The organism is Streptomyces odontomachi (assembly GCF_024435355.1).
In the GTDB taxonomy this organism is placed as follows: domain Bacteria; phylum Actinomycetota; class Actinomycetes; order Streptomycetales; family Streptomycetaceae; genus Streptomyces; species Streptomyces odontomachi.
The window spans coordinates 15,724-41,318 of record NZ_JAMJWG010000036.1 but is presented as its reverse complement, the minus strand read 5'-3'; the positions used below and the strand labels follow the sequence as shown (position 1 = coordinate 41,318).

General features: G+C 73.4%; 16 protein-coding genes. 9 read left to right on the top strand and 7 right to left on the bottom strand.

The annotated features are described in order from the left end of the window. Positions 1–162 precede the first annotated feature (162 nt). The 6 genes from NQO67_RS40595 to NQO67_RS40570 all read right to left on the bottom strand — a co-directional run bounded on the left by NQO67_RS40595 (position 163) and on the right by NQO67_RS40570 (position 9,464). Positions 163–1,170 (bottom strand): S66 peptidase family protein, encoded by a 1,008-nt coding sequence (locus NQO67_RS40595; RefSeq protein ID WP_255955588.1) that lies wholly within the window; start codon positions 1,168–1,170, stop codon positions 163–165. Then, positions 1,167–3,179 (bottom strand): S9 family peptidase, encoded by a 2,013-nt coding sequence (locus tag NQO67_RS40590; protein WP_255955587.1) that lies wholly within the window; start codon positions 3,177–3,179, stop codon positions 1,167–1,169. Before NQO67_RS40590 ends, NQO67_RS40595 begins: the two co-directional genes overlap by 4 nt. Before the next feature lie 121 nt (positions 3,180–3,300). Then, on the bottom strand, positions 3,301–4,725 hold the full coding sequence (locus tag NQO67_RS40585) for a M20/M25/M40 family metallo-hydrolase (RefSeq protein WP_255955586.1): 1,425 nt from the start codon (positions 4,723–4,725) through the stop codon (positions 3,301–3,303). After that, positions 4,718–5,554 (bottom strand): M55 family metallopeptidase, encoded by an 837-nt coding sequence (locus NQO67_RS40580; RefSeq protein ID WP_255955584.1) that lies wholly within the window; start codon positions 5,552–5,554, stop codon positions 4,718–4,720. Before NQO67_RS40580 ends, NQO67_RS40585 begins: the two co-directional genes overlap by 8 nt. 221 nt (positions 5,555–5,775) lie before the next feature. Continuing rightward, on the bottom strand, positions 5,776–8,163 hold the full coding sequence (locus tag NQO67_RS40575; RefSeq protein WP_374119289.1) for an MFS transporter: 2,388 nt from the start codon (positions 8,161–8,163) through the stop codon (positions 5,776–5,778). Between the two features lie 857 nt (positions 8,164–9,020). Further along, complete coding sequence (locus NQO67_RS40570; protein WP_255955583.1) at positions 9,021–9,464, bottom strand: SRPBCC family protein; 444 nt, start codon at positions 9,462–9,464, stop codon at positions 9,021–9,023. A 221-nt stretch (positions 9,465–9,685) separates the two neighbouring features. Here NQO67_RS40570 and NQO67_RS40565 point away from each other — a divergent pair, with 221 nt between their 5' ends. The 3 genes from NQO67_RS40565 to NQO67_RS40555 all read left to right on the top strand — a co-directional run bounded on the left by NQO67_RS40565 (position 9,686) and on the right by NQO67_RS40555 (position 13,456). Beyond that, on the top strand, positions 9,686–10,753 hold the full coding sequence (locus NQO67_RS40565) for an Rv2578c family radical SAM protein (RefSeq protein ID WP_255955582.1): 1,068 nt from the start codon (positions 9,686–9,688) through the stop codon (positions 10,751–10,753). A gap of 565 nt (positions 10,754–11,318) precedes the next feature. Beyond that, a complete protein-coding gene (locus tag NQO67_RS40560) occupies positions 11,319–12,992 on the top strand; it encodes an alpha/beta hydrolase (protein ID WP_255955581.1) in 1,674 nt (557 codons plus the stop codon). 62 nt (positions 12,993–13,054) lie between these two features. Beyond that, positions 13,055–13,456, top strand: coding sequence for a RidA family protein (locus NQO67_RS40555; protein WP_255955580.1), 402 nt, complete (start codon positions 13,055–13,057; stop codon positions 13,454–13,456). A 55-nt stretch (positions 13,457–13,511) separates the two neighbouring features. Here the strand turns inward: NQO67_RS40555 and NQO67_RS40550 are convergent, their stop codons facing one another. Next, a complete protein-coding gene (locus NQO67_RS40550; protein ID WP_255955579.1) occupies positions 13,512–14,081 on the bottom strand; it encodes an adenylosuccinate lyase in 570 nt (189 codons plus the stop codon). 567 nt (positions 14,082–14,648) lie between these two features. Here NQO67_RS40550 and NQO67_RS40545 point away from each other — a divergent pair. The 6 genes from NQO67_RS40545 (at position 14,649) to NQO67_RS40520 (ending at position 25,591) form a co-directional block, all read left to right on the top strand. Continuing rightward, positions 14,649–16,526, top strand: coding sequence for a 3-hydroxyacyl-CoA dehydrogenase family protein (locus tag NQO67_RS40545; RefSeq protein WP_305126881.1), 1,878 nt, complete (start codon positions 14,649–14,651; stop codon positions 16,524–16,526). A gap of 159 nt (positions 16,527–16,685) precedes the next feature. Further along, the gene (locus NQO67_RS40540; protein WP_255955578.1) at positions 16,686–17,495 is read left to right on the top strand and encodes a TetR family transcriptional regulator; all 810 of its coding nucleotides are present in this window, start codon (positions 16,686–16,688) and stop codon (positions 17,493–17,495) included. 154 nt (positions 17,496–17,649) lie between these two features. After that, on the top strand, positions 17,650–20,496 hold the full coding sequence (locus NQO67_RS40535) for an AAA family ATPase (protein ID WP_255955577.1): 2,847 nt from the start codon (positions 17,650–17,652) through the stop codon (positions 20,494–20,496). 589 nt (positions 20,497–21,085) lie between these two features. Continuing rightward, positions 21,086–22,459 (top strand): crotonyl-CoA carboxylase/reductase, encoded by a 1,374-nt coding sequence (gene ccrA / locus NQO67_RS40530; RefSeq protein ID WP_374119288.1) that lies wholly within the window; start codon positions 21,086–21,088, stop codon positions 22,457–22,459. Positions 22,460–22,472: 13 nt separating this feature from the next. Next, positions 22,473–24,608, top strand: coding sequence for an ethylmalonyl-CoA mutase (locus tag NQO67_RS40525; protein ID WP_255955576.1), 2,136 nt, complete (start codon positions 22,473–22,475; stop codon positions 24,606–24,608). After that, a complete protein-coding gene (locus NQO67_RS40520; protein ID WP_255955575.1) occupies positions 24,605–25,591 on the top strand; it encodes an HpcH/HpaI aldolase/citrate lyase family protein in 987 nt (328 codons plus the stop codon). Before NQO67_RS40525 ends, NQO67_RS40520 begins: the two co-directional genes overlap by 4 nt. Positions 25,592–25,595 lie beyond the last annotated feature (4 nt).

Sequence of the window (25,595 nt, the reverse complement as noted above, 5' to 3'; positions counted from 1 at the left end):
GTACGCGGTGCGGTGGGGCGTACCGTGCAGCGGCACCGGCCGGACGGGACGGTCCGCCCCCGTCCGCCCCGGTCCGGTCCGATCCGGTCTCGCCGGTGTCCCGGTGCCGGAAGGGCGCTCTTCGGGCCCGTCCCCCGGTACCCCGGGACGGGCCCGTCCGGTTCAGACGAGTGCCGGCTCCTCCAGGGTCAGTGTCACGCCCGCACCCTCGGCCCCGGCACCGTCGGCCGGGTCCGCAGTGTCCGCCGCGTCCGCGCGCAGCTCCGCACGCATCCCGAACGCGACGGTGACCGCCCCCTCGCAGTGGCCCATGCCGAAGTCGGTGACGACCGGTACGCCGAGGGGGGCGAGCCGGTCGGTGAAGAGGGCGTCGACTTCCGCGCGCGGTCCGCAGTCCTTCCAGGAGCCGAGCACGATCGCCGCCACACCGTCGAACCAGCCGGCGCGCAGCAGTTGGGTGAGGTACCGGTCCAGACGGTATGCCTCCTCACCGACGTCCTCCAGGAAGAGCACCCCGCCACGCGCCGACGGCCGGGCCCACGGTGTGCCGAGGTCGGACACCAGCAGCGAGAGGCAGCCGCCGAGGGTGACACCGGTGGCGCGGCCCGGCACCAGCACCCGGCCGCGCGCGGTGGTGCGGACCGTCTCCGGTGCGAAGAGGGTGGACTTCAGGTGCTCCTGGGACCGGGTGTTCTTGATGAAGTCGATGCCCGCCGCCATCGGGCCGTGCAGGGTGACCAGCCCCATCCGGGTGGCGAAGGCTTCGTGGAGCGCGGTGATGTCGCTGAAACCGAGGAACACCTTGGGGCCCGCGGCCCTCAGCGCGTCCCAGTCGAGCAGGTCCACCATGCGCTGCACGCCGTAGCCACCGCGGGCGCACACCACCGCGTCGATCGCCGGATCGCACCAGGCCCGCTGGAAGTCGGCCACACGGTCGGCGTCGGTGCCGGCCAGGTACCCGAACTCGGGGTGCACGTCGAGCACATGGCGGCCGACGACGGGGTCCAGGTCCCAGCCGCGCAGCACGTCGAGGCCGGCCTCCAGGCGCTCCTCGGGGACCGGTCCGCTGGGCGCCACCACGGCCACCCGGGCACCCGGACGCAACCGGGGCGGCCGGGTCAGCGGGGTCAGGGCGGCCGGCTGCGGTGCGGCGGTCTCGTGGGACGTCATTTGGTGAGCTCCAGGGTGGGGATGCCGGGCGGACGGAGACCGAAGACCTGGGCGTACAGGGAGAGCTCGGCCTCCAGGGCACGGATCATCGTGTCCGCGCGCCGGAAGCCGTGCTGCTCCCCTTCGAAGGCGATGTACGCGTGCGGCAGGCCCCGGCCGGCCAGCCGGGCGAGCAGGCGCTCGCACTGCGCCGGCGGGCAGATCACGTCGTCGAGCCCCTGGAGCAGCAGGAACGGCGCGTTGATCTGCTCGGCATGGCGGACCGGCGACCGCTGCGCGTAGCGCTCCGGCACCTCGGCGAGGGGTCCGACGAGCGACTCCAGGTACTGCGACTCGAAGTCGTGGGTCTCGCCGGTGCCCCAGCCGGTGAGGTCGAGGATCGGGTAGATGATCGTCCCGCAGGCGTAGACGTCGGTGGCGACCAGCGAGGCGGCGGCGGTCCAGCCGCCCGCGCTGCCGCCGCGGATGGCGAGCCTGGCGGGGTCCGCGGTGCCCTCCGCGGCCAGCGCCCGGGCCACCGCGGCGCAGTCCTCGACGTCGACGACGCCCCACTGCTCGCGCAGCCGGTTGCGGTAGGCACGGCCGTGCCCGGTGGAGCCGCCGTAGTTCACCTCGGCGACGCCGATGCCGCGCGAGGTGAAGTAGCCGATCTCCAGGTCGAGCACGAGCGGGGCGCGGTTGGTGGGTCCGCCGTGCACCCACACCACGTACGGCGGCAGCTCGCCGTCGGGCGCCGCGTGCTGCGGGTGGTGCGGCGGGTAGATGTGGGCGTGGATGTCGCGGCCGCCGGGTCCGGTGAAGGTGCGGATCTGCGGCTCCGGGTAGTACACCGGGTCGACCGGGTCGTGGTGCGCGAAGCCGATGACGCGGGTGGTGCCGGCGTCGGCGTCCAGCTCGACGACCTCGTAGCCGCTGCGCGGGCTCGCCGCCACACCGACCACCCGGGCGCCGTGCGCGTCCAGCGACCACGCCCATTCGGTCCAGGGGCCCGATGCGTCGACGACTCCGCCGCTGGCCGGGTCGAGGATGCCGAGCGTGGTGGCGCCCCTGCCGTGCACGACGGCGATCGCGCCGCCGGGCAGCGGGGCGAACCAGCGCAGCCCGATCCGCCACAGCGGCCCGGCGAACTCCTCTTCGCGCGGGCAGAGCGGTATGGCCTCCGAAGGCGTGCCGGCGGCGCCGGGCTCGGCCCGGTACAGGTTCCACCAGCCGGTGCGGTCGCTGCTGAACAGCAACCGCCCCTCGGCGTCCCACTCGACCTGCGCGACGGCCTCGTCGGGGCCGCCGGCGAAGGGCTTCGGCGAGCCGAAGCGGCCGTCCCCGTCGACGTCGGCGAGCATGATCTGGGTACCGTCCCAGGGCATCAGCGGATGGTCCCAGGCCAGCCAGGCGGCCCGGGTGCCGTCCGGCGACAGCTTGGCTGCGGTGATGAACCGGTGGCGGTCGTCGGTGAGTTCGCGCACCGCGCCGCGGTCGTCGGCGGCCGAGCCGTCCAGCGGTACGGCCGCCAGCAGCCGTCGCACGTCGGTGGGTGCCGGGCCGGTGAACTCCTCCAGGACGCACCACACCTCGCCGCGGTCCAGGTGCACGGTCGGCTCGGCCCAGCGCAGCCCGTCGCCCACCCGGCCCACCGGTGTGAGCGGCCGGGGCTCGGCACCGGGCACGTCCGGCTCGTAGGCGTACAGGCGCTGGTCGGCGAAGTCGGTGAAGACCACCAGGGGGCCCTGGTCGCCGGGCCGCTCGGCGCCGGCCCAGGGGATGCCGCCGTACTCGATGACGCGGGTGCGCACGTTCCACGGCGCCGGCAGCACCGACTCCGGCGTGCCGGTCCCTTCGGCGGTGTCCGGGCGGCGCCGCACCAGGGCGCGCCGGCCGCCCTCCGCCGGCCGCGGTTCGGTCCACCAGATCTCGGCTCCGACGAAGCCCACGTACTCGGGGCGCCCGTCGTGCGCGGCGGCGAGCCGCGCATCGATCGGAGACGGCCACGATCCATACGGCAGAGTCCGCATCATCTCCCCTTTTTCCGGCCCTGCCCGGCCCTTCCGGGCATCGACCGGTACGTGTGCTGTCGGTGCGTCGGGCGCGTCGCCCGCATCGTCGGCGGGACGGCCGACGCCGCCGGGTGCGCGCTCACGCGGTGCGCAGGAAGCGGTCGAGCACCCGGACGCCGAAGTGCAGTGCCTCGATCGGTACCCGCTCGTCGACGCCGTGGAACAAGGCGTGGTAGTCGAAGCCCTCGGGGAGCTTCAGCGGCGTGAAGCCGTAGCCGGTGATGCCGAGGCGGGAGAACTGCTTGGCGTCGGTGCCGCCGGACATGCAGTACGGCACGACGTCCCCCTCGGGCGCGAACTCCTCCAGCGCGGCGCGCATCCGGGCGAACGTGGGCGTGTCCACCGGGGCCTGGAGGGCGACCTCGCGGTGGGCGAACTCCCAGTCGACGTCGGGACCGGTGAGCCGGTCGAGGGTGGCGCGGAACTCGTCCTCGCCACCCGGCAGGTACCTGCCGTCGACGAACGCGACGGCCTCCCCCGGGATGACGTTGACCTTGTAGCCGGCCTCCAGCATCGTCGGGTTGGCGCTGTTTCGGGTGGTCGCGGCGACCAGCGCGCCGAGCGGGCCGAGCTGGGCCAGCAGCGCGTCGACGGCGTCGCCGAGCCCCTCGGGGCCCTCGGCGCCCTGCGGATCACCGGGGTCGCCCAGGTCCGCCTTGATGTCGTACAGCGCGGCCAGTTCGGTGAGGGCGGCGCGGACCGTGGGGGTGAGCCGGACGGGCCAGCGGTGCTCCCCGATGCGGGTGACCGCGGCGGCGAGCCGGGTGACCGCGTTGTCCCGGTTGACTCGGGAGCCGTGTCCGGCGCGGCCACGTGCCGTCAGCTTCAGCCAGGCGGTGCCGCGTTCACCGGCCGCGACGGGGTAGATCTGCCGGCCCCGCCCGTCGTGCACGGTGAAGGCGCCGGACTCGCTGATGCCTTCCGTGCAGCCTTCGAAGAGGGCGCCGTGCTGCTCGGCGAGGAAGCCGGAGCCGTCCGCCGCGCTGGCCTCCTCGTCGGCGGTGAACGCGATGACGATGTCGCGGCGTGGCCGCAGTCCGGCGCGCGACCAGTAGCGGGCCACCGCGAGGATCATCGCGTCCATGTTCTTCATGTCGATGGCGCCGCGTCCCCAGACGACGTCGTCGTCGATCTCGCCGGAGAACGGGGGCACGCTCCAGTCCTCGGCCTTCGCCGGCACCACGTCGAGGTGGCCGTGCACCAGCAGGGCCGGGGCGCCGGGGTCGCTGCCGGGGATACGGGCGACCACGTTGGCGCGGCCCGGGGTGCGCTCCAGCAGCGTCGACTCCAGGCCCGCGCCGGCCAGTCGTGCGGCGGCGTACTCGGCTGCGGGCCGCTCCTGGCAGGAACCGCCGCCGTAGTTGGAGGTGTCGATCCGGATCAGCTCGGAGGTGAAGCGCACCACCTCGTCGAGCGCCTGCTGATCGACGGCGGGCGCCGGGCCGCCCTGGGTGGGCCCGGCCTGCTCGCCGGTGGTGCCGCTCGTCACGGGCTGGTCAGCCATACTGCTCCTCCACGGCAGCCGAGGCGATCGTGGTGACCGCCTTGAAGGTACGGATGCCTTCGTACATGGTGGGACTGGTGTAGGCGGTGCGCCGCTCGCCGGTTCGGGTGACACCGGGGACCACGGTGACGGCCGCCGCCAGGTGCTCGGCGTCGAACTCCAGCTCCACCGTGTACGGGCCGGCGTCCCGCGCGGGCTCCCGGCGCACCGCGAGCGCCGCCGCCTGCTTGGCCGCCGCGTGGATGTCGGCGGCGGTACGGGCCGGGGTGCGGCACACCGCGGCGTACCGCGAGACGTAGTCCTTGACGGCGACCTTGAGCGCCTCGGGCGCGTACCCGATGGCGTCCTCGCAGGTCAGGTCGTCTCCGGTGACGAGCACGACGGGGACCCCGTACTCGGCGACCAGGGCGGAGTTCAGCACGCCCTCGCTGGCGCGCACGCCGTTCAGCCAGACGCCGGTGATGGAGTTGGCGAGGTAGGTGTGGGCGAGCACGCCCTCCGTGCCGGCGCCGGTGTGGTAGCCGACGAACGCGATCCCGTCGACGTCGCCGTGCTGGACGCCCTCCACCATGGACAGCGACTTGTGCCGGCCGGTGAGCATCTGGGCACGCTCGTCGAGGTTCTCCAGGAGCAGGTTCCGCATCGACCAGTGCGCCTCGTTGATGAGCACCTCGTCGGCTCCGCCGTCGTAGAACCCGCGGACGGCGGCGTCGACGTCGGAGGTGAACAGGGCCCGGCAGCGCTCCCACTGCGGTGTGCCGGGCAGCACGTCGGCGGGCCAGGTCACGCCCGTCGCGCCTTCCATGTCGGCGCTGATGAGGATCTTCACGCGGCCCATCCTCCCGGTCCGGGCCGAATCGGCCCGCTGGCATCCGCCCTGTGGTCCAGATGCCAGTGTGGTCTAGACGTCAGTAGTGTCTATCCGAGTAGATCACTGATCCGGTGCCGATCTCCAGGCCCCCGGAGCAGACCACTCGCCGCGTCGTGGTGCCGGCGTGCGGGGGCAGCGTAGGGAGCCGTTTCGGGACGGGTCCCGACCCGGTCGCGTGCTCAGTCCTCGTGTCCCAGGTGCAGGTCCCGTTCCGTGCGGTCGCCGCCCGCCACCTGGAGCACCGTGGCCACCGGTGGGTACCCGGCGGCGATCACCGTGTACTCCCCGGACGCCAGGTCCACGAACCGGAACGTACCGTCGTCCCCGGTGGTGAGCGTGTCGACGGCGGTGCCCCCGGCGTCCAGCAGCGTCACCCGCGCCTCGGCGACGGGCCGGCCGCCCGAGGCGCGCACCGTGCCGCGCAGCACCGCGCCGCCGGCCAGTTCGATGTCCTGCCGGGTCGCGCGGCCGGCCTGCACGGTGATGGGCAGGGCGGTGGGCCGGAAGGCGGGGGCGCTGGCGGCCAGCGTGTACTCGCCCGCCACGAGGTCGGTCATCAGGTAGCCGCCGTCCCGCTCGCTGCGGGTGCCGGCGACGACCTCGCCGTGCACGTTCGTCAGCGTGACGACGGCATCGCGGACCGGGACGGCGTCGGGCGTCAGCACGCTGCCGGCGAGCCGGCCGGCGCCGCCGAGGACGATGTCGAGCTCGACGGGACGTTCGCCGACGGTGACGGAGACGGCCCGCGGCTGGTGGCCGCCGGCGGCGGCGATCAGCACGTAGGCGCCGGCGCCCGGGGTGGACAGCACGTATCGCCCGTCGTCGCCGCTGGCGCCCCGGCCGGTCTGCCGGCCTGCGCCGTCGAGCAGGGTCAGCGCGGCGCGCGGCACCACGCTGCCGTCGGCGTGCCGCACCGCACCGGACAGCGGCGCGCCGGCCGGGTGCGGCGCACGCGAGCCCGGCACGGCCGCCTCTGCGCTGCTCCCGTGGGCGGGATCGGCACCGTTCCAGGACGCGACGCCCCGGACGGGCGGGGCGGCGGCGGGCGTGCCGAGCGGGGCGCTGGGGGATGCGGCGCTGGACATCAGGGGGGTCTCCTTGAGGAAGAAGGCGATGAGCAGGCCGAGCACGAGCATCGGCACGAGGTAGAGGAAGATCCGCGGCATGGCGTCGGCGTAGGCACGGACGTAGCCGTCGCGCAACGGGGCGGGCAGGGCGTGGACGAGCTGCGGCGTGAGCGAGTCGACGGCGGGCGCGGCGCCGTGGTGCACGCCCGAGCCGGCGGGCGCCGGACCACCCGCCGCACCCGGTGCCGGACGTCGCCCGGCGAGGGCGCGTGCCAGCCGGTCGGCGAGCAGGGTCCCGAAGACGGCGGCGCCGAGGCTGCCGCCGATCTGCCGGAAGTAGGTCGCGGCGGCGGTGGCCACGCCGAGGTCGGCGGGGCGTACCGCGTTCTGCACGGCCAGGACCAGCACCGGCATGACGAGGCCGAGCCCCAGGCCGAGCAGCGCCAGCCAGGCGCTGTAGGTGAGCCGGCCGGTGTCCGGACCGATCCGGGACAGCAGCCATATGCCGGTACTGGAGAGGATGCCGCCGAGGATCGGGTACGGGCGGTAGCGGCCGGTGCGGCTGATGAGCTGTCCGGTGACGACGGAGGCGCTGACGATGCCCGCGGTCAGCGGCAGCATCAGCAGCCCTGAGTCGGTGGCTCCGGCGCCGTCGGCCATCTGGAAGAACGTCGGCAGATAGCCGGCGGTGGCGAAGAGGGCGGCGCCGGTGATCAGGGCGAGGAGCGCGGCAGCGGCGAAGGTCGGATCGCGCAGCAGCCGCAGCGGAATCAGCGGTTGGGCGGCGAACCGTTCGACGACGAGGAAGAGCAGCACCGCGCCGCCGCCGGTGGCGGCGAGCACGAGCACGGGCCGCGAGTCCCAGGCGTACCGCGTGCCGCCCCAGCTGGACAGCAGCACCAGACACCCCGAGGCGATGGTGAGCAGCACCGCGCCCGCACCGTCGAACGCTCCCCTGTCCCGGGGCTTCTCCAGACGCAGGACGAGCCCGACGACGGCCAGGGTGATCAGGCCGAAGGGCACGTTGACGTAGAAGCACCAACGCCAGGACATGTGATCGGTGAAGAAGCCGCCGAGCAGCGGACCGGCGACGGAGGCGATGCCGAAGGCGGCGCCGACCACCCCCATGACGCGCCCCCGGGCCCGAGGCGGCACCAGGTCGGCGACGATCGCCTGCACCCCGATCATCAGACCGCCGGCGCCGATGCCCTGCACCGCGCGAAAGACGATCAACTGGTCCATGGTCCGTGCGGCGCCGGCGAGCCCCGAACCGGCCACGAAGACCGCGACGGCGCACAGGAAGACGCTCTTGCGGCCGACGAGGTCGCCGAGCCGGCCGTAGAGGGGGAGGGTGACGGTGGAGGTGAGCAGGTAGGCGGTGATCGCCCAGGACATCCGGTCGACCCCGTGCAGCTCTCCGACGATCTTCGGCAGCGCGGTCGCGACGATCATCTGGTCGAGGGCGGCAAGCAGCAGGGCGAGCAGCAGACCGAAGAGCACGAGGCCCAGCCGCCGGGGCGCCGGCCGGGGCGGGCCGGCCGGGCCTGGTTCGCTCTGCGGTGGGGAAGGTTCCGGGCGGGCGGTTTCCGATCGGGTGGCTGCCGGCCGGGAGGGGGTGGACCCGGCGGGCCCGAGCGGGACGAACGGGTCGAAGCGGGCGAGCGGGGCGACCTCCGGCCGGGGAACCTGTGGCCCGTCGACTCTCAGCGTGTCGGCCTCTGGCCCGTCGGTCCCTGGCCCGTCGACTCTCAGCCTGTCGGCCTCTGGCCCGTCGGTCCCTGGCCCGTCGACTCTCAGCCTGTCGGCCTCTGGCCCGTCGGTCCCTGGCCCGTTGGCCTCCGGTCCGGCGGCCTTCGGCCTGGCGACATTCCGCCCGGTGGCCTGCCCTCCGGTTGCTCTCCGCCCGGTTGCCACCTGCCCGGTGCCGATGTCCGGCGGAACGGTGCCCGGCGGCGTCCGGCCGGTCCGCTCCGGGTTCGCGATCGGGTTCGTGATCGGGCTCGTGGCCGGGCTCGTGGCCGGGCTCGTGAACGATGTCGTGCGGCTGACCGGCGTTGTGCGACCCACGTCGTGCTCCCCTCCTCGCGCCTGCGCCGCCCATTTCTGGCAGTGCGCGACAACAGGAGCAAGTGGGGGTAAGCACGACGAACGGTGTGCTGGCGGGGTGGCGGCGGGCGTCCGTCCCGGTCGGACCCGCTCCGGGCCGCCACCCGTGCGCTGCGGGAAACCACTCGAACCGGTGACCTTGCGGACCCGGGCAAGGCAACCCCCCGCCTCGACAGCTGCGGGACCGCCCTACTGAGGGTGGCCCCGCACCTCCGCCCGGCCCATCCGGACCATCGGGTCCATCCGGACCGTCAGGACTCCATCCGCGCGGCGAGCTTGGCAAGGACGCCGTCGTAGATCCGGGCGAGACCCTTCGGCGCAAAGGTCTTCTCGAAGAAGCCACCGATGCCGCCGGCTCCGTTCCACACCGTGGTGACGGAGACCCGCGCCTTGCCCTCGCCCGCGGGGGTGACCCGCCAGGTCGTCACCATCGACGAGTTGCGGTCCTTCTCGACGAGCTCACCGTCGGTGGGCTCGGACACCTCCAGCAGGCAGTCACGCACCCGCTTGCTGGTGGCCTGGAGCTTCCAGTGCACCAGCGTGCCCTCGCCGTCGCCGCCCTCGCGGACCTCGTACTCGCTGAAGGGCTCGGTCAGCACCGACTCCCGGGTGCCGCTGTAGTCGGCCAGCGCGTCGAAGACGTCGTCCGGCTGAGCCGCGATGATCCGTTCGGTGGCGGCCTCGACCTGCGCCATGGCACTTCCTCCAGCAGTCGTATGCACGTGTTCTCACATGTCGGTACGGACGTGCCCCAGCCAACCACCCGTCCCCACCGGCTCCCAAATCGGGGGACACGGCCGCGTCCGCCACCCGGGGGGACCGCCGCGGCACGCCGGTGGGCGTGCCGCGCACGATCAAGGGAACATGTGTTCTATTGTGGGTCGAGTGCCACCGCCGAACGCATCGAGGAGGCGTCATGCGCTGGGAGAACCTCAGGGACCAACCCACCCGGACCGCGGACGGCAACCCGAGGCGGGACGCCGCGCTGTTCGGGGCGGACGCGGTGACGACGCGCACGTTCGACACGCCTGAGTTCCGCGGCATCACGTTCCACGAGGTCCGCGCCCGGACGATCGTGAACCGGGTGCCAGGCGCGTCCCGGATGCCGTTCGAGTGGACGATCAACCCGTATCGCGGCTGTTCGCACGCCTGCGTCTACTGTTTCGCGCGCAAGACGCACAGTTATCTGGACCTGGACACCGGCCTCGGCTTCGACTCGCAGATCGTGGTGAAGGTCAACGCCCCGGAGGTGCTCCGCCGCCAGCTGGCGTCGCCGCGCTGGCACGGCGAGCACATAGCCATGGGCACCAATGTGGACTGCTACCAGCGCGCCGAGGGCCGCTACCAGCTGATGCCGGGCATCATCGCCGCGCTGCGGGACCACGCGAACCCGTTCTCGATCCTGACCAAGGGGACGCTGATCCTGCGCGACGTGGACCTGCTGGCACAGGCGGCCGAGGTCACCGACGTCGGCGTCGCGGTGTCGGTGGGCTTCACCGACCAGGAGCTGTGGCGCACCGTCGAGCCGGGCACCCCTGCGCCGCAGCGCCGGCTGGACGTGGTGCGCGCGCTCACTGCACGCGGCATGGGCTGCGGGGTGCTGATGGCACCGGTGATCCCGTTCCTCAGCGACCACCCGGACCAGCTCCGCGCCACCGTGCGCGAGATCGCCGCGGCCGGCGCGACCTCGGTGACCCCGCTGGTGTTGCACCTGCGGCCGGGCGCCCGCGAGTGGTTCATGACCTGGCTGGGCCAGCACCACCCGCATCTCGTCCGGCGCTACGAGCGGCTGTACGCGGCCGGGGCGTACGCCCCCAAGTGGTACCAACGCCGGGTCACCCGGCAGGTTCACGAACTGGCGAGGGAGTACGGCGTCGGCCCGTCCCGCGCAGGCCTGACCCGACGCATCCGACCACGGGACCCGGAACCCGACGTGGGCAACCACGAGCCTTCCCCGGAGCCCACCCAGCTGACCCTGCTCTGACTCTGAGCCCCCGTTTCCGAGGGGGGCGCGAAGCAGCCCCAAACCTGAGCCCACCCGAAATGGGGCGCGAAGCCGCCCAAAAAGGGGCGCGGGGAACTGCGCCCCCCAGCCACCACGAGCCCGCACCCCCACCACCACAAAGCGGCTACACGCCGGGACGGGGCGCGAAGCCGCCCAAAAAGGGGCGCGGGGAACTGCGCCCCCCAGCCACCACGAAACCGCCAGACCGCCACCACCACAAAGGGCCACCCCCTTCCGCACCCGGCCCACGGGGCCACGGGGGCACCGGCCCACCTGGCCACCGGGGTCACCGGGGTCACCGGGGTCACCGGGGCCACCAGGCCACCGGCCACCAGGCCACCAGGCCACCGGGGTCACCGGGGTCACCGGGGCCACCCGGGACCCCCGGCCGACCAACCCACCGGGCCCCGGGCCCCACCCCGGGGCCCGACGGCCTCCGTTCGGGTCACCCCCGGCCAAGGCTCCCCACTCCTGACGCCCTTTCAGAGACGATGCCCTTGGACCGCACCCGCGGCCCAAGGAACCGCATCGCCCGGGAGCCCAAGTGAACAGACGCGCCGTCGCCCTGTGCGGCATCGCCGCAGCGGTGGCCGGGACGGTGTCGGCCGTCCCGTACTCCACGACCGCCACAGCCGTGGCCCCCGCCTCCGCCCCCGCCCTTCGGGCGACCGCGATCTCCACACCCACCACAGGCCCCCGCGCGGCAGCCGCCCCCGGCCCGGCCGCCCAGGCCGCTCCCGGTACGACCACGCTCACCTGGCGGAAGTGCCCCACCGACAGCTATCCGACCTTGCAGTGCGCCTCCGTACGGGTGCCGCTGGACCACGACCACCCGGGTGGGCGGCAGATCACCCTGGCCCTGTCGCGCGTGCCGCACACCGCTCCGGCCTCCTCGTTCCAGGGTCCGCTGCTGGTCAACCCGGGTGGTCCGGGCGGCAGCGGGCTGCGGCTCGCCGGGTTCGTGGCGGCTGCGCTGCCGAAGGACGTCGCGGCGCGCTATGACGTGATCGGGTTCGACCCGCGCGGCGTCGGCAAGAGCACGCCGGCGCTCGACTGCCGTGCGGGCCACTTCGCGCCGGTCCGCCCGCCGAGCGTCCCCGACGGCACCGCCGTCGAAGAGGCCAACCTCACCCGGGCACGGGACTTCGCCCGGGCGTGCGGCGCGAAGTACGCCGATGTGCTGCCGTACCTGGACACCACCAGCGCCGCCCGGGACATGGACGTCATCCGGCGGGCCCTGGGCGCGCCGAAGATCAACTACTTCGGCTACTCGTACGGCACCTACCTGGGCGCCGTGTACGGCAAGCTGTACCCGCACCGGGTGCGCCGTATGGTCCTGGACTCGATGGTCGACCCCACGGGCGTCTGGTACACCGACAACCTCGCACAGGACTACGCCTTCAACGCCCGCCAGGAGGCGTTCTTCGCCTGGGTCGCCAAGAACGCCACGACGTACCGGCTGGGCACCGACCCCGCGAAGGTGGCCGCCGCGTGGTATGCGATGCGGGATGCGGTGCGCCGGGCCCCGGCCGGCGGGAAGGTGGGCGCCGCGGAACTGGAGGACACCTTCCTGCCGGGCGGCTACTACAACGGCTACTGGCCCGACCTGGCCGCCGCCTTCGCCGCGTACGTCGTCGACCGGAACCCGCAGCCGCTGGTCACCGCCTTTTCCGAGCTGGGTGCCGTGGACGCGGCCGGCGACAACGGCTACAGCGTCTACACGGCGGTGCAGTGCCGTGACGCCGCCTGGCCGCGCGACTGGCAGACCTGGCGCGACGACAACGGTCGGGCGCACGCCAAGGCACCGTTCTCCACCTGGAACAACGCCTGGTACAACGCCCCGTGCGCGTTCTGGCCGGTGCCGGCCGCAGGGCCCGTGGACATCGCCACCGACGCACTCCCCCCGGTGCTGCTCTTCCAGGCCACCGACGACGCGGCCACCCCGTACGAGGGCGGCATCACCGTGCACGGCAAGCTGGGCGCCTCACGCCTGGTCGTCGAGCAGGGCGGCGGCAACCACGGGGTGACCCTGAGCGGCAACACCTGCCTCGACTCGCACCTGACGGCGTATCTGGCGTCCGGGAAGCTGCCGCGGGCCAGGACCGGGGCCACCGTCGACGCGGTGTGCCCGCGGCTGCCCGACCCGGAGCCGCAGAGCACCAAGAGCACCTCGGCACGCGGCGCCGCACTGCACCGGATGCTCGGCTTCCGGCCCTGACCGGGCGGCCGGGGAAGGAGTGACCGGTGAGCGCCGCGGGACCGGTGCGCACAATGGCCGCCATGAACAGCAGCCTCACCCACATCCCCGCACCCGAAGGCGTCGCCCCCTCCACCGCCTACACCCACGTCGTCCTGGGCACCGGCCGTTTCGTGGCCGTCTCCGGTCAGCTCGCCCTGGACGAGCAGGGCCGACTGGTCGGCGAGGGCGATGCGGCGGCCCAGGCACGGCAGGTCTTCGAGAACCTGCGCCGCTGCCTGGCCGCCGCAGGCGCCGGTTTCGACGACGTCGTGAAGCTGACCTACTTCGTGACGGACATGGCCCACATGCCCGCGATACGGCAGGCCCGGGACGCCTTCATGGACCCCGCGCGACTGCCCGCCAGCTCTGCGGTGCAGGTCGCGGCGCTGGTGCGCCCGGAGTTCCTGATGGAGGTCGAGGCCTTCGCGATCCTGCCGGAGTGAATCCGTCGCCGCCGGCCGCCGGGACGACATCCCTTCCCGGCGGCCGGCGGCGTCCTCACCCCGGCAGCCGGGCCAGCGCTGCGGCCGCCGCCGCTGCCAGCTGCGGATGGGCGGTGGCCTCGGTGAGGACCGCGCCGGCCCGTGCGTCACCCAGCGCTCCCAGCCCTTCGACGCAGGCCAAGGCCACCTTCGTGAAGGGGTCGTGGGGGGTGAGACGGCGGCGGAGGGTGGTGATGAGGGCGGGCACGGACTCGGGTGCCCGCAGTTCGATGAGCAGTCTGACGGGGTGCAGGGCGTAGGCGACGCGCAGCTCGTTGGTGGCGAGCGCGGCAGCGGCGCGTGCCGTGCGCGGGTCGCCGAGCCGGGCCAGGGCGCGGGCGGCGGTGGCGCAGCGCGGTGGGTCGCGGTGGTTGAGCAACAGCACGAGCGTTTCGAACGCGCGCCGGTCACCTGCGCTGCCGAGCCGGAAGGCGGCCAACTCGCGGGCCCACAGCGGGCGGCCCGGCGCGGTCAGCACGGCCGCGAGCTCGTCGTGGTCACGCGTGGTGGCCAGGCGCTCGAGGTCGGGCGCCCCTTCGGACTCGCGGCGTAAGCGTTCCGTGAGCACGCGCAACTCCTCGTCCATGATCCGACCTTAACCGGGACGCAGATCACAGCGACAGGGCGCAAGAAAGCACACGGAGCCCCTGGCGCGCTCGTTACTCGCCAGTTAAGCTCATACGAGCGAGCCTCTCGGCAGCCTGGTGACGCAGCCGCCGTACGGGTTCGCGGTTCGGCATCCGCACGATCGATGCCGTCCTGGCCACATCGGCCGCGGACGGCCCGTCAGGCGGGCTTTTCGGTGGCACGGCTGTGCGTGCCACCTCAGCGGTACGGCAGGTTCCGGGACAGAACCGGCCGGCTCTCTCCACACCCCTCTCCTCAGCCGTAGCCGTGGTGACGCGGCGGTCGGCCGGCGCCGGTGTGCTCGTCGGTGCGTCGGGCGTGGCCGCCCCTCACCCGCGGGCGTACGCCGCGCGCCGGCCGCCCGCATCCGCCGGCGTACGCCCAACACCGCACGGCCGCCCACCCCGTAGCGGTGTCCGCGAGCGCCCGCAGCCACACGCGTGACCTCGCGTGCGTGACCTCGCACCCCTGCGCACGCCGGCCGTCGCCCCTTCCCTCATCCTGTCCCGCACCCTGGAGTTCCCCGATGGTCGCTCCCCTGTCCCTCCCCTCATCGGCCCGGCCGGCCCCGTCCACCGCGGCCGAAGCGCCCGCCGAAGCCCCCCGGCTCCCCGCCACCGCGCGCGAGGTGCGCACGATCGCCGTCGTCGGCCTCGGCACGATGGGCACCGGCATCGTCGAGCTGCTGGCCCGCAGCGGACGCGAGGTCATCGGCATCGACCTCAGCGACGCCGCCGCGACCCGGGCCACCGCCGCGCTGGACGCCGCGACCGAGCACGCGGTGCGCCGTGGCCGGCTCACCGCTGACGAGCGGTGCGAGACGCTGGCCCGGCTGCGCACCTTCACCGACTACGCGGCCGCCGCCGACGCCGATCTGGTGATCGAGGTGACCCCGGAGTCATACGAGACGAAACAGCAGGTCATCCGGGCGCTGGACGCGATCGTGCGCCCCACGGCCGTGATCGCGACGGGAACCAACGCGCTGTCCGTGACCCGGCTCGCGGCCGCCTCGGCGCACCCGGAGCGGGTGCTGGGGCTGCACTTCTTCCATCCGGCGCCGGTGATGCGACTGGTCGAGGTGGTCTCCTCGGTGCTGACCGCGCCGGACGCCATCGGTGCCGTCACCGATCTCGCGATCGAGCTCGGCAAGGAGCCGGTGGCGGTCGGCGACCGGCCCGGGTTCGTGGCCGACGGGCTGCTGTTCGGCTACCTCAACCAGGCCGCCGCGATGTACGAGGCCCGCTATGCCTCCCGTGCGGACATCGACGCGGCGATGCGGCTCGGCTGCGGGCTGCCGATGGGGCCGCTGGCGCTGCTCGACCTCGTCGGCATCGACACCGCCGTCACCGTTCTGGAAGCGCTGTACGCCGAGTCCCACGACCGGCTGCACGCCCCCGCGTCGGTGTTGCGCCAGCTCGCCGAGGCGGGCCTGACGGGCCGTAAGGCGGGCCGCGGCTTCTACACCTACGAGGCCCCGGGCAGCGCCACCGTGCTTCCCGACGCGCTGACCCCGCGACCGGAGACGCGGGCCACCGGCGCAGGGCGGCCGGTCCGCTCGGTCGGGGTGGCCGGTTCGGGCACCATGGCGTGCGGCATCGTCGAGGTGTTCGCCAAGAGCGGCTACGACGTGCTGCTGGCCGCACGCAGCCTGGACAAGGCGACGGCGGCGAAGTCCCGGATCGGCGGCTCGCTGGCACGCGCGGCCGCCAAGGGCCGGCTCACGCCCGAGGCGGCGGACGCGGCGCTCGCCCGCATCACGCCGGTGGGCGGTTACGAGGCGCTCGCGGACGTCGATCTCGCCGTGGAGGCGGTGGCGGAGGACCTCCAGGTCAAGCGGGAGCTGTTCGCAGCGCTCGACAAGGTCTGCAAGCCGGGTGCCGTGCTCGCCACCACCACCTCCTCGCTGCCCGTGATCGCCTGCGCCCGCGCCACCGACCGGCCGCGTGACGTGCTCGGCATGCACTTCTTCAACCCGGCCCCGGCCATGAAACTGGTCGAGGTGGTGCGCACCGTGCTCACCGGCGACGAGGCGCACGCCACCGCCCACGAGGTGTGCGCCACGCTCGGCAAGCACGCGGTGGACTGCGGCGACCGCGCCGGGTTCATCGTCAACGCGCTGCTGTTCCCGTATCTCAACAACGCGATCAAGATGGTGCAGGAGCACTACGCGACACCCGACGACATCGACGCGGCGATGCGGCTCGGTGGCGGCTATCCGATGGGTCCCTTCGAGCTGCTGGACGTGGTCGGGCTCGATGTGTCCCTCGCGATCGAGCAGGTGCTGCACCGGGAGTTCCGCGAGCCGGGCCTGGCGCCGGCGCCCCTGCTGGAGCGGCTGGTCGCCGCGGGGTGCCTCGGGCGGAAGACCGGGCGGGGCTTCCGGGAACATGCGCGGCGTGCCTGACCGTCGCGCGGCACGGCCCCGCGTCCCCCGGCCCGGGGTACGCGCCCTTCGGCGGCACCGTCCGCGGCCGGCCCGGCCTGGCCACGGACGGTGCCCGGGACGAACGGGGCAAGGCCGGTGACTGCGCGCCGGACAGGTCCGATGCAGTACGTTCGGGGCATGTCCCAGCCCGCCAAGTCCATGCGCCGCCAAGCCCCGTCCGACCCCCTGGAACGCACCGCCGGCTCCCGCGCCGCCGCGCAACGGCTCAAGATGCGCCGGGAGCTCGCCGCCGCCGCCATGGAGCTGTTCGCCACGAAAGGGTACGAGGCGACGACGGTCGACGAGATCGCGGCCGCGGCCGGCGTCGCCCGCCGTACCTTCTTCCGGCACTTCCGCTCCAAGGAGGAGGCGATCTTCCCGGACCACGACGACACGCTGGTCCGTGCGGAGGCGGTACTGAACGCGGCACCCCCGCACGAGCACCCGCTCGACACGGTCTGCCGCGGCATCAAGGAAGTCATGAAGATGTACGCGGCGCGCCCGGAGATCTCCGTCGCCCGCTACAAGCTCACCCGTGAGGTCCCCACCCTGCGCGAGGCGGAGATCGCCTCCGTCGCCCGCTACGAGCGCCTGTTCACCCGCTACCTGCTGGGCCACTTCGACGAGCACGCCCACCACGACGCCGCCAACGACGATCCGTTGCTCGCCGAGGTCGCCGCGTCCGCCGTGGTCACCGCGCACAACCACGTCCTGCGGCGCTGGCTGCGGGCCGACGGCAAGGGGGACGTGGAGGCTCAGCTGGACCACGCCTTCGCCATCGTCCGCAGGACCTTCGGCACCGGTATCGGCGCCGGGCGCACCCCGCAAGCCGGCGCTCCCCATGCGACCGCGGCCACCTCCGGCGACGTCCTGGTGACGGTGGCCCGCACGGACGCGCCCCTGGACGAGATCATGCGGACCATCCAGGGGGCGCTCCAGGAGCAGTGAGCCGCTTGCGCGGGAGGACGCCGTGACCCGTGCGCTCCGGTGCGGACCGGCGGGCGACGGGTGCACTCCGGCGTACTCGGGTGCTCTCCTGAACACCGCTCGGGGATCAACTGGAGATAGGCTCTGCCCGGGCTGAAGCGCGACTGTCGGGGGTGTGCCGGTGCCGGGCGAGGCGGCTGCGAACAACTCCTTCAGCGGACGCGCAGAGGCACCGGTCATCCAGGCACAGCACATAGAGACGGTCTACCTGGCGTCCGCGCCCACGCCGCAGCGGCCGGCCTGGACACTGCCGGCGCGACCGGCGGGCCTGGTCGGACGTGACCGTGAGCGGACCGGACTGCTGGCCCTGCTGGACCCGGCGCGCCGTGCGGCGGCACCCGGCGTCGTCTGCCTCACCGGCCCCGGCGGGGTGGGCAAGACCGCTCTCGCGCTGGACACCGCCTATGACGTGCGCGCCCGGGGCTGGTATCCCGGACCGGCCCTCTACGTGGACGCACGGGCCCACCGGAGCGACCGGATCGACGGGGCCGAGGCCCTGCTCGGCGCGCTGCTGCGGCAGCTCGGCCTGCCCGGTGACCAGCTCGATCGGCACCGGGCAGGCCTGGAGGGCCAGTTGCGGGGCACGCTCGCGGCCGAGCCCCAGGGCTGTCTGATCGTCGTGGACGACCTGGCCGACGCGGATCTGCTGGGCTCGGTGATCCCCGCGGACGGCAGGCACCGGTTGCTGGTGACCTTGCGCGGCAGCCCGGGCCGCGACGACGTGAGCGAGGTGCGCCTGCCAGGGCTTGGGCCCGACGCTGCCCGGCTGTTGCTGGCCGATCTCTCGGGGCGGGCGGCCGACGACCCCCTGGTGGCGGAGGTCGCCGGGCTCTGCGGCGAACTTCCGCACGCCCTCCGGCTCGCGGCGAGCCGGCTGGCCGAACCGGACGACGCCGTCCAGAACTTCCTGGCGATACTGCGGCAACCCGAGGAACGCCCCGCCGAGCTCGGTCTCGTTCCGCTGTATGACGCCTCGTTGGCGCTGCTCGACGCCGCCGACGCACGGATGCTGCACCTGCTGACCCTGCACCCGGGCACCGAGGTGGACACCGCGGCGGCCGCGGCGCTGGCCGGGTGCACGGTGCCCGAGGCAGGGCGCAGGCTGCGCCAATTGTGCGCGTCCCATCTGCTGGAGCAGAGCGGCACCCCGGACCGGGTGCGCTGCCACGACCTGCTGTGGCAGTACGCGCGATCGCGTTGCACCGCGGTGGAGAGCCCGGCGGAGGTCACCGCGGCCGAGCACCGGCTCGTCCAGCACTACGCGGCGCACGCACCGGACGCGGACGACGGCTGGCTGGAGCGGGAGTGGCGCACCCTGGTCCTGGTGGTGGCGATGGCGGCCCGGCTGGGCCGGTGTGACGTCGTCTCGGCGCTGGCCGCCGGGCTGATCGACCACCTGACCGGCCAGGCCCGGACCGTCGACGCGCTCAGCGTGCTCGGGCACGCCGTCACCGCGGCGCACCAGCGCGGCGAGCACGGCCGGGAGGCCGCGTTGCTGACCGAGATGAGCCGGCAGTACCACGGTGTGCAGCGGGCTCGGGAGGCGGCCGTCTGCGCCGAGGCCGGCCACCTGGTCCACATCCGGATGGGGGTGCTGTCACCGGACATGGACGACGCCCTGGCGGAGCACGCAGCGGCGCAGGGGGACGCCCACGCCGCCGTCCACCACCGGGACCGCGCGGCACGCGGCTGGCGGCGCCGGGGCCACCTGGCACGGTACGCGGTCTCGCTGTACGGGCTGGGGTGCGGCTGGGACGACCTGGGCGAGCCGGGCCGGGCGGCACGGGCGTACGCCCGCTCCCTGGCGGCGGCCGAAGCCGCCCGTGACGTGCGCGCCGCCGCCCGCGCCTGCCATGCGCTCGCCGCCGGCGCCGCCGCCCGCGACGCCCACGACGAGGCCGCCGACCATCTGACCCGCGGGCTCGACCTGGCCCGGCGCACCGACGACGTGCGCACCACGGTCGCGCTGCTGAACCGGCTCGCCCGGGCCCGGCTGGACGCCCGGCGCACCGACGACGCGGTGGAGTTGCTGGACACGGCGTTGCGGCTCACCGACGCGTACCGGCTGCGCCAGTTGCGGACCAGCGTGCTGGACCTGGAGGCGGACCTGCTCAAGTCGCTGGCCACGGCCGCCGACCGGGCCGCCGAGGCATGCGAGCGGGACGCCGAGACGGCGGTGGAAGAGCACGTCGTGCGCTGCGAGCGGGAGTGGTTCGGGCGACCACGCGGGGCCGGACGGACAGCGCAGGTGGGTACGTCGGAGCGGGAGGGCGACGCCACCACGGAGGGGGCCGCCCCGGACACGTCCGACGATCCCTCCGAGCCGGCGTGGTGGGAGGTCGGTGCCGCCTCCTCCGACAGACCCGATCACAGGGCCTGGGTCCGGGAGGCCGAGCGCAGCCCTGCCGTGGTGGCCAAGCGGGACGCGGCGGCCCGGCTGCGCCGGCAGACGGACGGGTTGCTGGCCAGGGCGGCGAAGGCCGAGGAGGAGCGTGGCCGGCGGCGCCAGGAGGAGGGTGCCGAGCATGTCCCCGAGCCTCCGGTGCTGCGGCCCAACCACCACCTGCGGTCGGTCTTCGCCCGGACCACGGCGCTGCCCGGCTGCGCCCTGCTGTGGAGCATGGCCTGGGTGGTGCACGACTGGTTCCAGGACGCCCGGCGGCCCGTCACGGCGCTGCTGTATCTGGGCTTGACGGTCGCCGCGGTGTGGGCCGGGCGGCGGGTGTGGCAGCGCAGCCGGGGGACCCACGCCGGGGATGTGCTCGCGCTGTGCGTGCACCGGTGCCATCCGGCCGCCGGTGCGGCACTGCTGGCGTACGCGGCAGCGCTGACGGGTGCTCGGCTCACCGTGCTGGGCGCTGCGGTGCTGCTGGCCGCCCAGACGGCGTGGGACCTGTGGCCCGTGGTGCGCCACCGGATGCGGCCACCCGCAGGCGTCGGTGCGGTCCGGCCGTCGTCGTAGTCGTGGGCACGACGTGCGGGCCCGACCCGGCCACGCCCTGCCTCGCCTCACCTCGCCCGGCACGACGGGTAGCGCCGGCCCGCACGGCAACCGGTGCAGCGGCCCGCACACCACCCCGGACGCCACGTGCCCCACCGGCCCCGCCCGAAGTCCCGGGACGGACAACAACGATCGATCATCGCTCATTTGACCAGCTCAGGCGACAGATGAGGCAAATTCTTGGCACGCAGTGCCTTGTCTTCTGACACGCGGTGCCATACGTTGAAGGAGTCCGGGCGGACGGCCTGCGGGAACCCCGTGGCCGCCTGTCCCCGCCTGCCCTCGGGTGGGCGCGCCCGGACGCCTGCGTCACAGGCACATCGAGCACATCGAGCACGCCCACGGGCCGCCACAGCACGGCCACCGTGCCGCCTTCGCCGAACCGACGGCACCCCGCACCGGGCACCCCCGGCCGGCACACCAACTCCGGCCCCGTCCGGAAAGGAACCACCCCACGTCCCCGCCAGCGTCCCCGTGACGCTTTCCCCGCGCTCCGGGCCACGCCCGCGAACGCAGCGGGGGGAGACAACCCATCGCCGGAGGCACCACCGTGAAGGAAATCCTGGACGCGATCCTCGCGCAGTCGACCCAGCAGACGTCGCCGGGCGGCACCGCGCCCGGCACGGCCGCGGACTTCGCGGCCCTGCCCCTGCCCGACTCGTACCGCGCCGTGACGGTGCACAAGGACGAGACGGAGATGTTCGAGGGGCTCACCACCCGTGACAAGGACCCCCGCAAGTCGCTCCACCTGGACGAGGTGCCGGTGCCCGAGCTCGGCCCGGGCGAGGCGCTCGTCGCCGTGATGGCCTCGTCGGTCAACTACAACTCCGTGTGGACCTCGATCTTCGAACCGCTGCCCACCTTCGCGTTCCTGGAGCGCTACGGCCGCCAGGGCGAGCTGGGCCGGCGCCACGACCTGCCGTACCACATCATCGGCTCCGACCTGGCGGGCGTCGTGCTGCGCACCGGCGCCGGCGTGAACGCCTGGCAGCCGGGCGACGAGGTGGTGGCGCACTGCCTGTCCGTCGAGCTGGAGTCCGCTGACGGGCACAACGACACGATGCTCGACCCGGAGCAGCGGATCTGGGGGTTCGAGACGAACTTCGGCGGCCTCGCCGAGATCGCCCTGGTCAAGTCCAACCAGCTGATGCCCAAGCCGCGCCATCTGACCTGGGAGGAGGCCGCATCCCCCGGTCTGGTCAACTCCACCGCCTACCGCCAGCTGGTGTCCGGCAACGGCGCCGGAATGAAGCAGGGCGACAACGTCCTGATCTGGGGCGCGAGCGGCGGACTCGGCAGTTACGCCACCCAGTTCGCGCTGGCCGGCGGCGCCACCCCGGTCTGTGTCGTGAGCAGCGAGCAGAAGGCGGAGGTGTGTCGCGCGATGGGCGCCGAGGCGGTCATCGACCGCAGTGCCGAGGGCTACGCCTTCTGGGGGGAGGACGGGGAGCAGGACCCGCGCGAGTGGAAGCGGTTCGGCAAGCGGATCCGGGAGCTGACCGGCGGTGAGGACGTCGACATCGTCTTCGAGCACCCGGGCCGGGAGACCTTCGGCGCGTCCGTCTACGTGACCCGCAAGGGCGGCACCATCGTGACCTGCGCCTCCACCTCCGGTTACAAGCATGAGTACGACAACCGCTACCTGTGGATGTCGTTGAAGCGGATCGTCGGCTCGCACTTCGCCAACTACCGGGAGGCCTGGGAGGCCAACCGGCTCATCGCCAAGGGCCGCATCCATCCGACGCTGTCGAAGGTCTACGCGCTCGAGGAGACCGGGCAGGCCGCGTACGACGTGCACCACAACCTGCACCAGGGCAAGGTGGGCGTCCTGGCGCTGGCGCCCCGTGAAGGGCTCGGCGTGCGCGACAGCGAGCTGCGTGCGCGGCACATCGACGCCATCAACCGCTTCCGCAGCGCCGCCTGAGGGGCCGTCCGCCATGACACTGCCGCACACGACGCACGCGGAGCGGGCCGGGGCGGGCCCGGAGCAGGCCGATGCGCCCGCCGAGCAGGCCGGCGCCGACCCGGCCCAGGCGGCCCCGCGTCAGAAGGACCGGCCCTGGCTGATGCGGACCTACGCGGGCCATTCGTCGGCCGAGGCGTCCAACGCGCTCTACCGCCGCAACCTCGCCAAGGGCCAGACCGGCCTGTCCGTCGCCTTCGACCTGCCCACCCAGACCGGCTACGACCCCGACCACGTGCTGGCGCGCGGCGAGGTCGGCCGGGTGGGGGTGCCGGTCTCCCACCTGGGCGACATGCGCCGGCTCTTCCAGGACATCCCGCTGGAGCGCACCAACACCTCGATGACCATCAACGCCACCGCCATGTGGCTGCTGGCGCTGTACCAGGTGGTCGCCGAGGAACAGGGCCTGGACCCCGACGCCCTCGCGCGGCTGACCGGGACCACGCAGAACGACATCGTCAAGGAGTACCTCTCCCGCGGGACCCATGTCTTCCCACCGGGCCCGTCGCTGCGGCTGACCACGGACCTGATCGCGTACACCGTGCACGCGATGCCGTCCTGGAACCCGATCAACATCTGTAGCTACCACCTCCAGGAAGCCGGTGCCACCCCCGTCCAGGAGATCGCGTACGCGCTGTCCACCGCCGTCTCGGTGCTCGACGCGGTCTTCGCCTCCGGGCAGATCCCCGAGGACCGCCGCGGCGATGTGGTGGGTCGGATCTCGTTCTTCGTCAACGCGGGCGTCCGGTTCGTCGAGGAGATGTGCAAGATGCGGGCCTTCGGCCGCCTGTGGGACCGCATCACCCGCGAGCGCTACGGCATCGAGGACCCCCGCCAGCGCCGCTTCCGCTACGGCGTGCAGGTCAACTCCCTCGGCCTGACCGAGTCGCAGCCGGAGAACAACGTGCAGCGGATCGTGCTGGAGATGCTCGCGGTCACGCTCTCCAAGGACGCCCGCGCCCGTGCGGTGCAACTGCCCGCATGGAACGAGGCGCTGGGCCTGCCCAGGCCCTGGGACCAGCAGTGGTCGCTGCGCATCCAGCAGGTGCTCGCCCACGAGAGCGATCTGCTGGAGTACGACGACATCTTCGCCGGATCGCATGTCATCGAGGCCGAGGTCGGGTCGCTGATGGAGCGCGCCACCGCCGAGATGGCGCGGATCGAGGAGATGGGCGGGGCGCTCGCCGCCGTCGAGTCCGGCTACCTCAAGGCCCGGCTGGTCTCCTCGCACGCGGCGCGCCGGGCCCGTATCGAGTCCGGCGAGGAGAAGATCGTCGGCGTCAACTGCTACGAGTCGACCGAGCCGAGCCCGCTGACCGCGGACCTCACCACCGCCGTGCAGAGCGTCGACCCGGCCGTGGAGGCCCGGGTCGTGCAGGGGCTCGAGGACTGGCGCGAGACCCGCCGCCAGCCCCCGTACAACCACCCGTGCCCCCGCAAGGCGCTGCACCGCCTGAAGGAGGCAGCGGCCGGCACGGAGAACCTGATGGAGGCCACCCTGGAGTGCGCCCGTTCGGGGGTGACGACGGGCGAGTGGGCGGGTGCGCTGCGCGAGGTCTTCGGCGAGTACCGGGCGCCCACGGGGGTCTCCTCGGCACCGCTGGCCGTGCCCGCCGAGGAGGGCAGCCCGCTGGCCGCGGTGCGCTCAGCGGTGCAGCGCACCGCCACGGAACTGGGCTCCGGGCGTCTCAGGCTGCTGGTCGGCAAGCCGGGGCTCGACGGGCACTCCAACGGTGCCGAGCAGATCGCGCTGCGCGCCAGGGACGCCGGATTCGAGGTCGTCTACCAGGGCATCCGGCTCACCCCCGAGCAGATCGTGACGGCCGCGCTCGCCGAGGACGTGCACTGCGTCGGCCTGTCGATCCTGTCCGGATCGCACGGTGAGCTGGTCCCCGACGTGCTGCGGCGGCTGTCCGCGGCGGGCGCGGCCGACATCCCGGTGATCGTCGGCGGCATCATCCCCAGCGACGACGCCGAGGCGCTCCGCAGCGCCGGCGCGGCCGCCGTGTTCACCCCGAAGGACTTCGGCATCACCGAGATCATCGGCCGTATCGTCGATCAGATCCGGCTCGCGAACAAGCTCGACCCCCTGGAGGTCCCCGCATCATGACGTCGCACGCCAGCGCCACCGACGCCGCCCCCGACACCCCCCGCCCACGTCGCTCCTGTCTCGCGGTGCCCGGCTCGAACCCGCGCTTCCTGGAGAAGGCCCAGGGGCTCGACGCGGACCAGGTCTTCCTCGACCTGGAGGACGCCTGCGCGCCGCTCGCCAAGTCGGACGCCCGGCACACCATCGTCAAGTTCCTCAACGAGGGGGACTGGTCCGGCAAGACGCGTGTCGTGCGGGTCAACGACTGGACGACCGAGTGGACGTACCGCGATGTCGTGACCGTCGTCGAGGGCGCGGGCCAGAACCTCGACTGCATCATGCTGCCGAAGGTCCAGACGGCCGACCAGGTCGTCGCCCTCGACCTGCTGCTCACCCAGATCGAGAGGACGATGGGCCTGCCGGTCGGCCGGATCGGCATCGAGGCGCAGATCGAGAACGCCAAGGGCCTCAACAACGTCAATGCGATCGCCGAGGCCTCCCCGCGCGTCGAGACGATCATCTTCGGGCCGGCCGACTTCATGGCGTCCATCAACATGAAGTCCCTGGTCGTGGGCGAGCAGCCGCCCGGCTACGGCGCGGACGCCTACCACTACATCCTGATGAAGATCCTGATGGCCGCCCGCGCCAACGACCTCCAGGCGATCGACGGTCCCTACCTCCAGATCAAGAACGTGGACGGCTTCCGCGATGTCGCGCAGCGCGCCGCGGCGCTCGGCTTCGACGGCAAGTGGGTCCTGCACCCCGGCCAGGTCGAGGCGGCCAACGAGGTCTTCTCCCCCTCCCAGGAGGACTTCGACCACGCCGAGCTGATCCTCGACGCGTACGAGTACTACACGTCCGAAGCGGGCGGCAAGAAGGGCTCCGCGATGCTCGGCGACGAGATGATCGACGAGGCCAGCCGCAAGATGGCGCTCGTCATCTCCGGCAAGGGCCGTGCCGCCGGCATGCGGCGCACCAGCACGTTCGAAGCCCCGGAGGCGTGAGACA

Excerpts from the sequence above, each read along its gene's own strand:
- NQO67_RS40555 (WP_255955580.1), top strand. The coding sequence starts at position 13,055 with ATGAACAGCAGCCTCACCCACATCCCCGCACCCGAAGGCGTCGCCCCC.
- NQO67_RS40585 (WP_255955586.1), bottom strand. The coding sequence starts at position 4,725 with ATGGCTGACCAGCCCGTGACGAGCGGCACCACCGGCGAGCAGGCCGGG.
- NQO67_RS40540 (WP_255955578.1), top strand. The coding sequence starts at position 16,686 with ATGTCCCAGCCCGCCAAGTCCATGCGCCGCCAAGCCCCGTCCGACCCC.
- NQO67_RS40570 (WP_255955583.1), bottom strand. The coding sequence starts at position 9,464 with ATGGCGCAGGTCGAGGCCGCCACCGAACGGATCATCGCGGCTCAGCCG.
- NQO67_RS40590 (WP_255955587.1), bottom strand. The coding sequence starts at position 3,179 with ATGCGGACTCTGCCGTATGGATCGTGGCCGTCTCCGATCGATGCGCGG.
- NQO67_RS40520 (WP_255955575.1), top strand. The coding sequence starts at position 24,605 with ATGACGTCGCACGCCAGCGCCACCGACGCCGCCCCCGACACCCCCCGC.
- NQO67_RS40525 (WP_255955576.1), top strand. The coding sequence starts at position 22,473 with ATGACACTGCCGCACACGACGCACGCGGAGCGGGCCGGGGCGGGCCCG.
- NQO67_RS40595 (WP_255955588.1), bottom strand. The coding sequence starts at position 1,170 with ATGACGTCCCACGAGACCGCCGCACCGCAGCCGGCCGCCCTGACCCCG.
- NQO67_RS40565 (WP_255955582.1), top strand. The coding sequence starts at position 9,686 with ATGCGCTGGGAGAACCTCAGGGACCAACCCACCCGGACCGCGGACGGC.
- NQO67_RS40550 (WP_255955579.1), bottom strand. The coding sequence starts at position 14,081 with ATGGACGAGGAGTTGCGCGTGCTCACGGAACGCTTACGCCGCGAGTCC.
- NQO67_RS40545 (WP_305126881.1), top strand. The coding sequence starts at position 14,649 with ATGGTCGCTCCCCTGTCCCTCCCCTCATCGGCCCGGCCGGCCCCGTCC.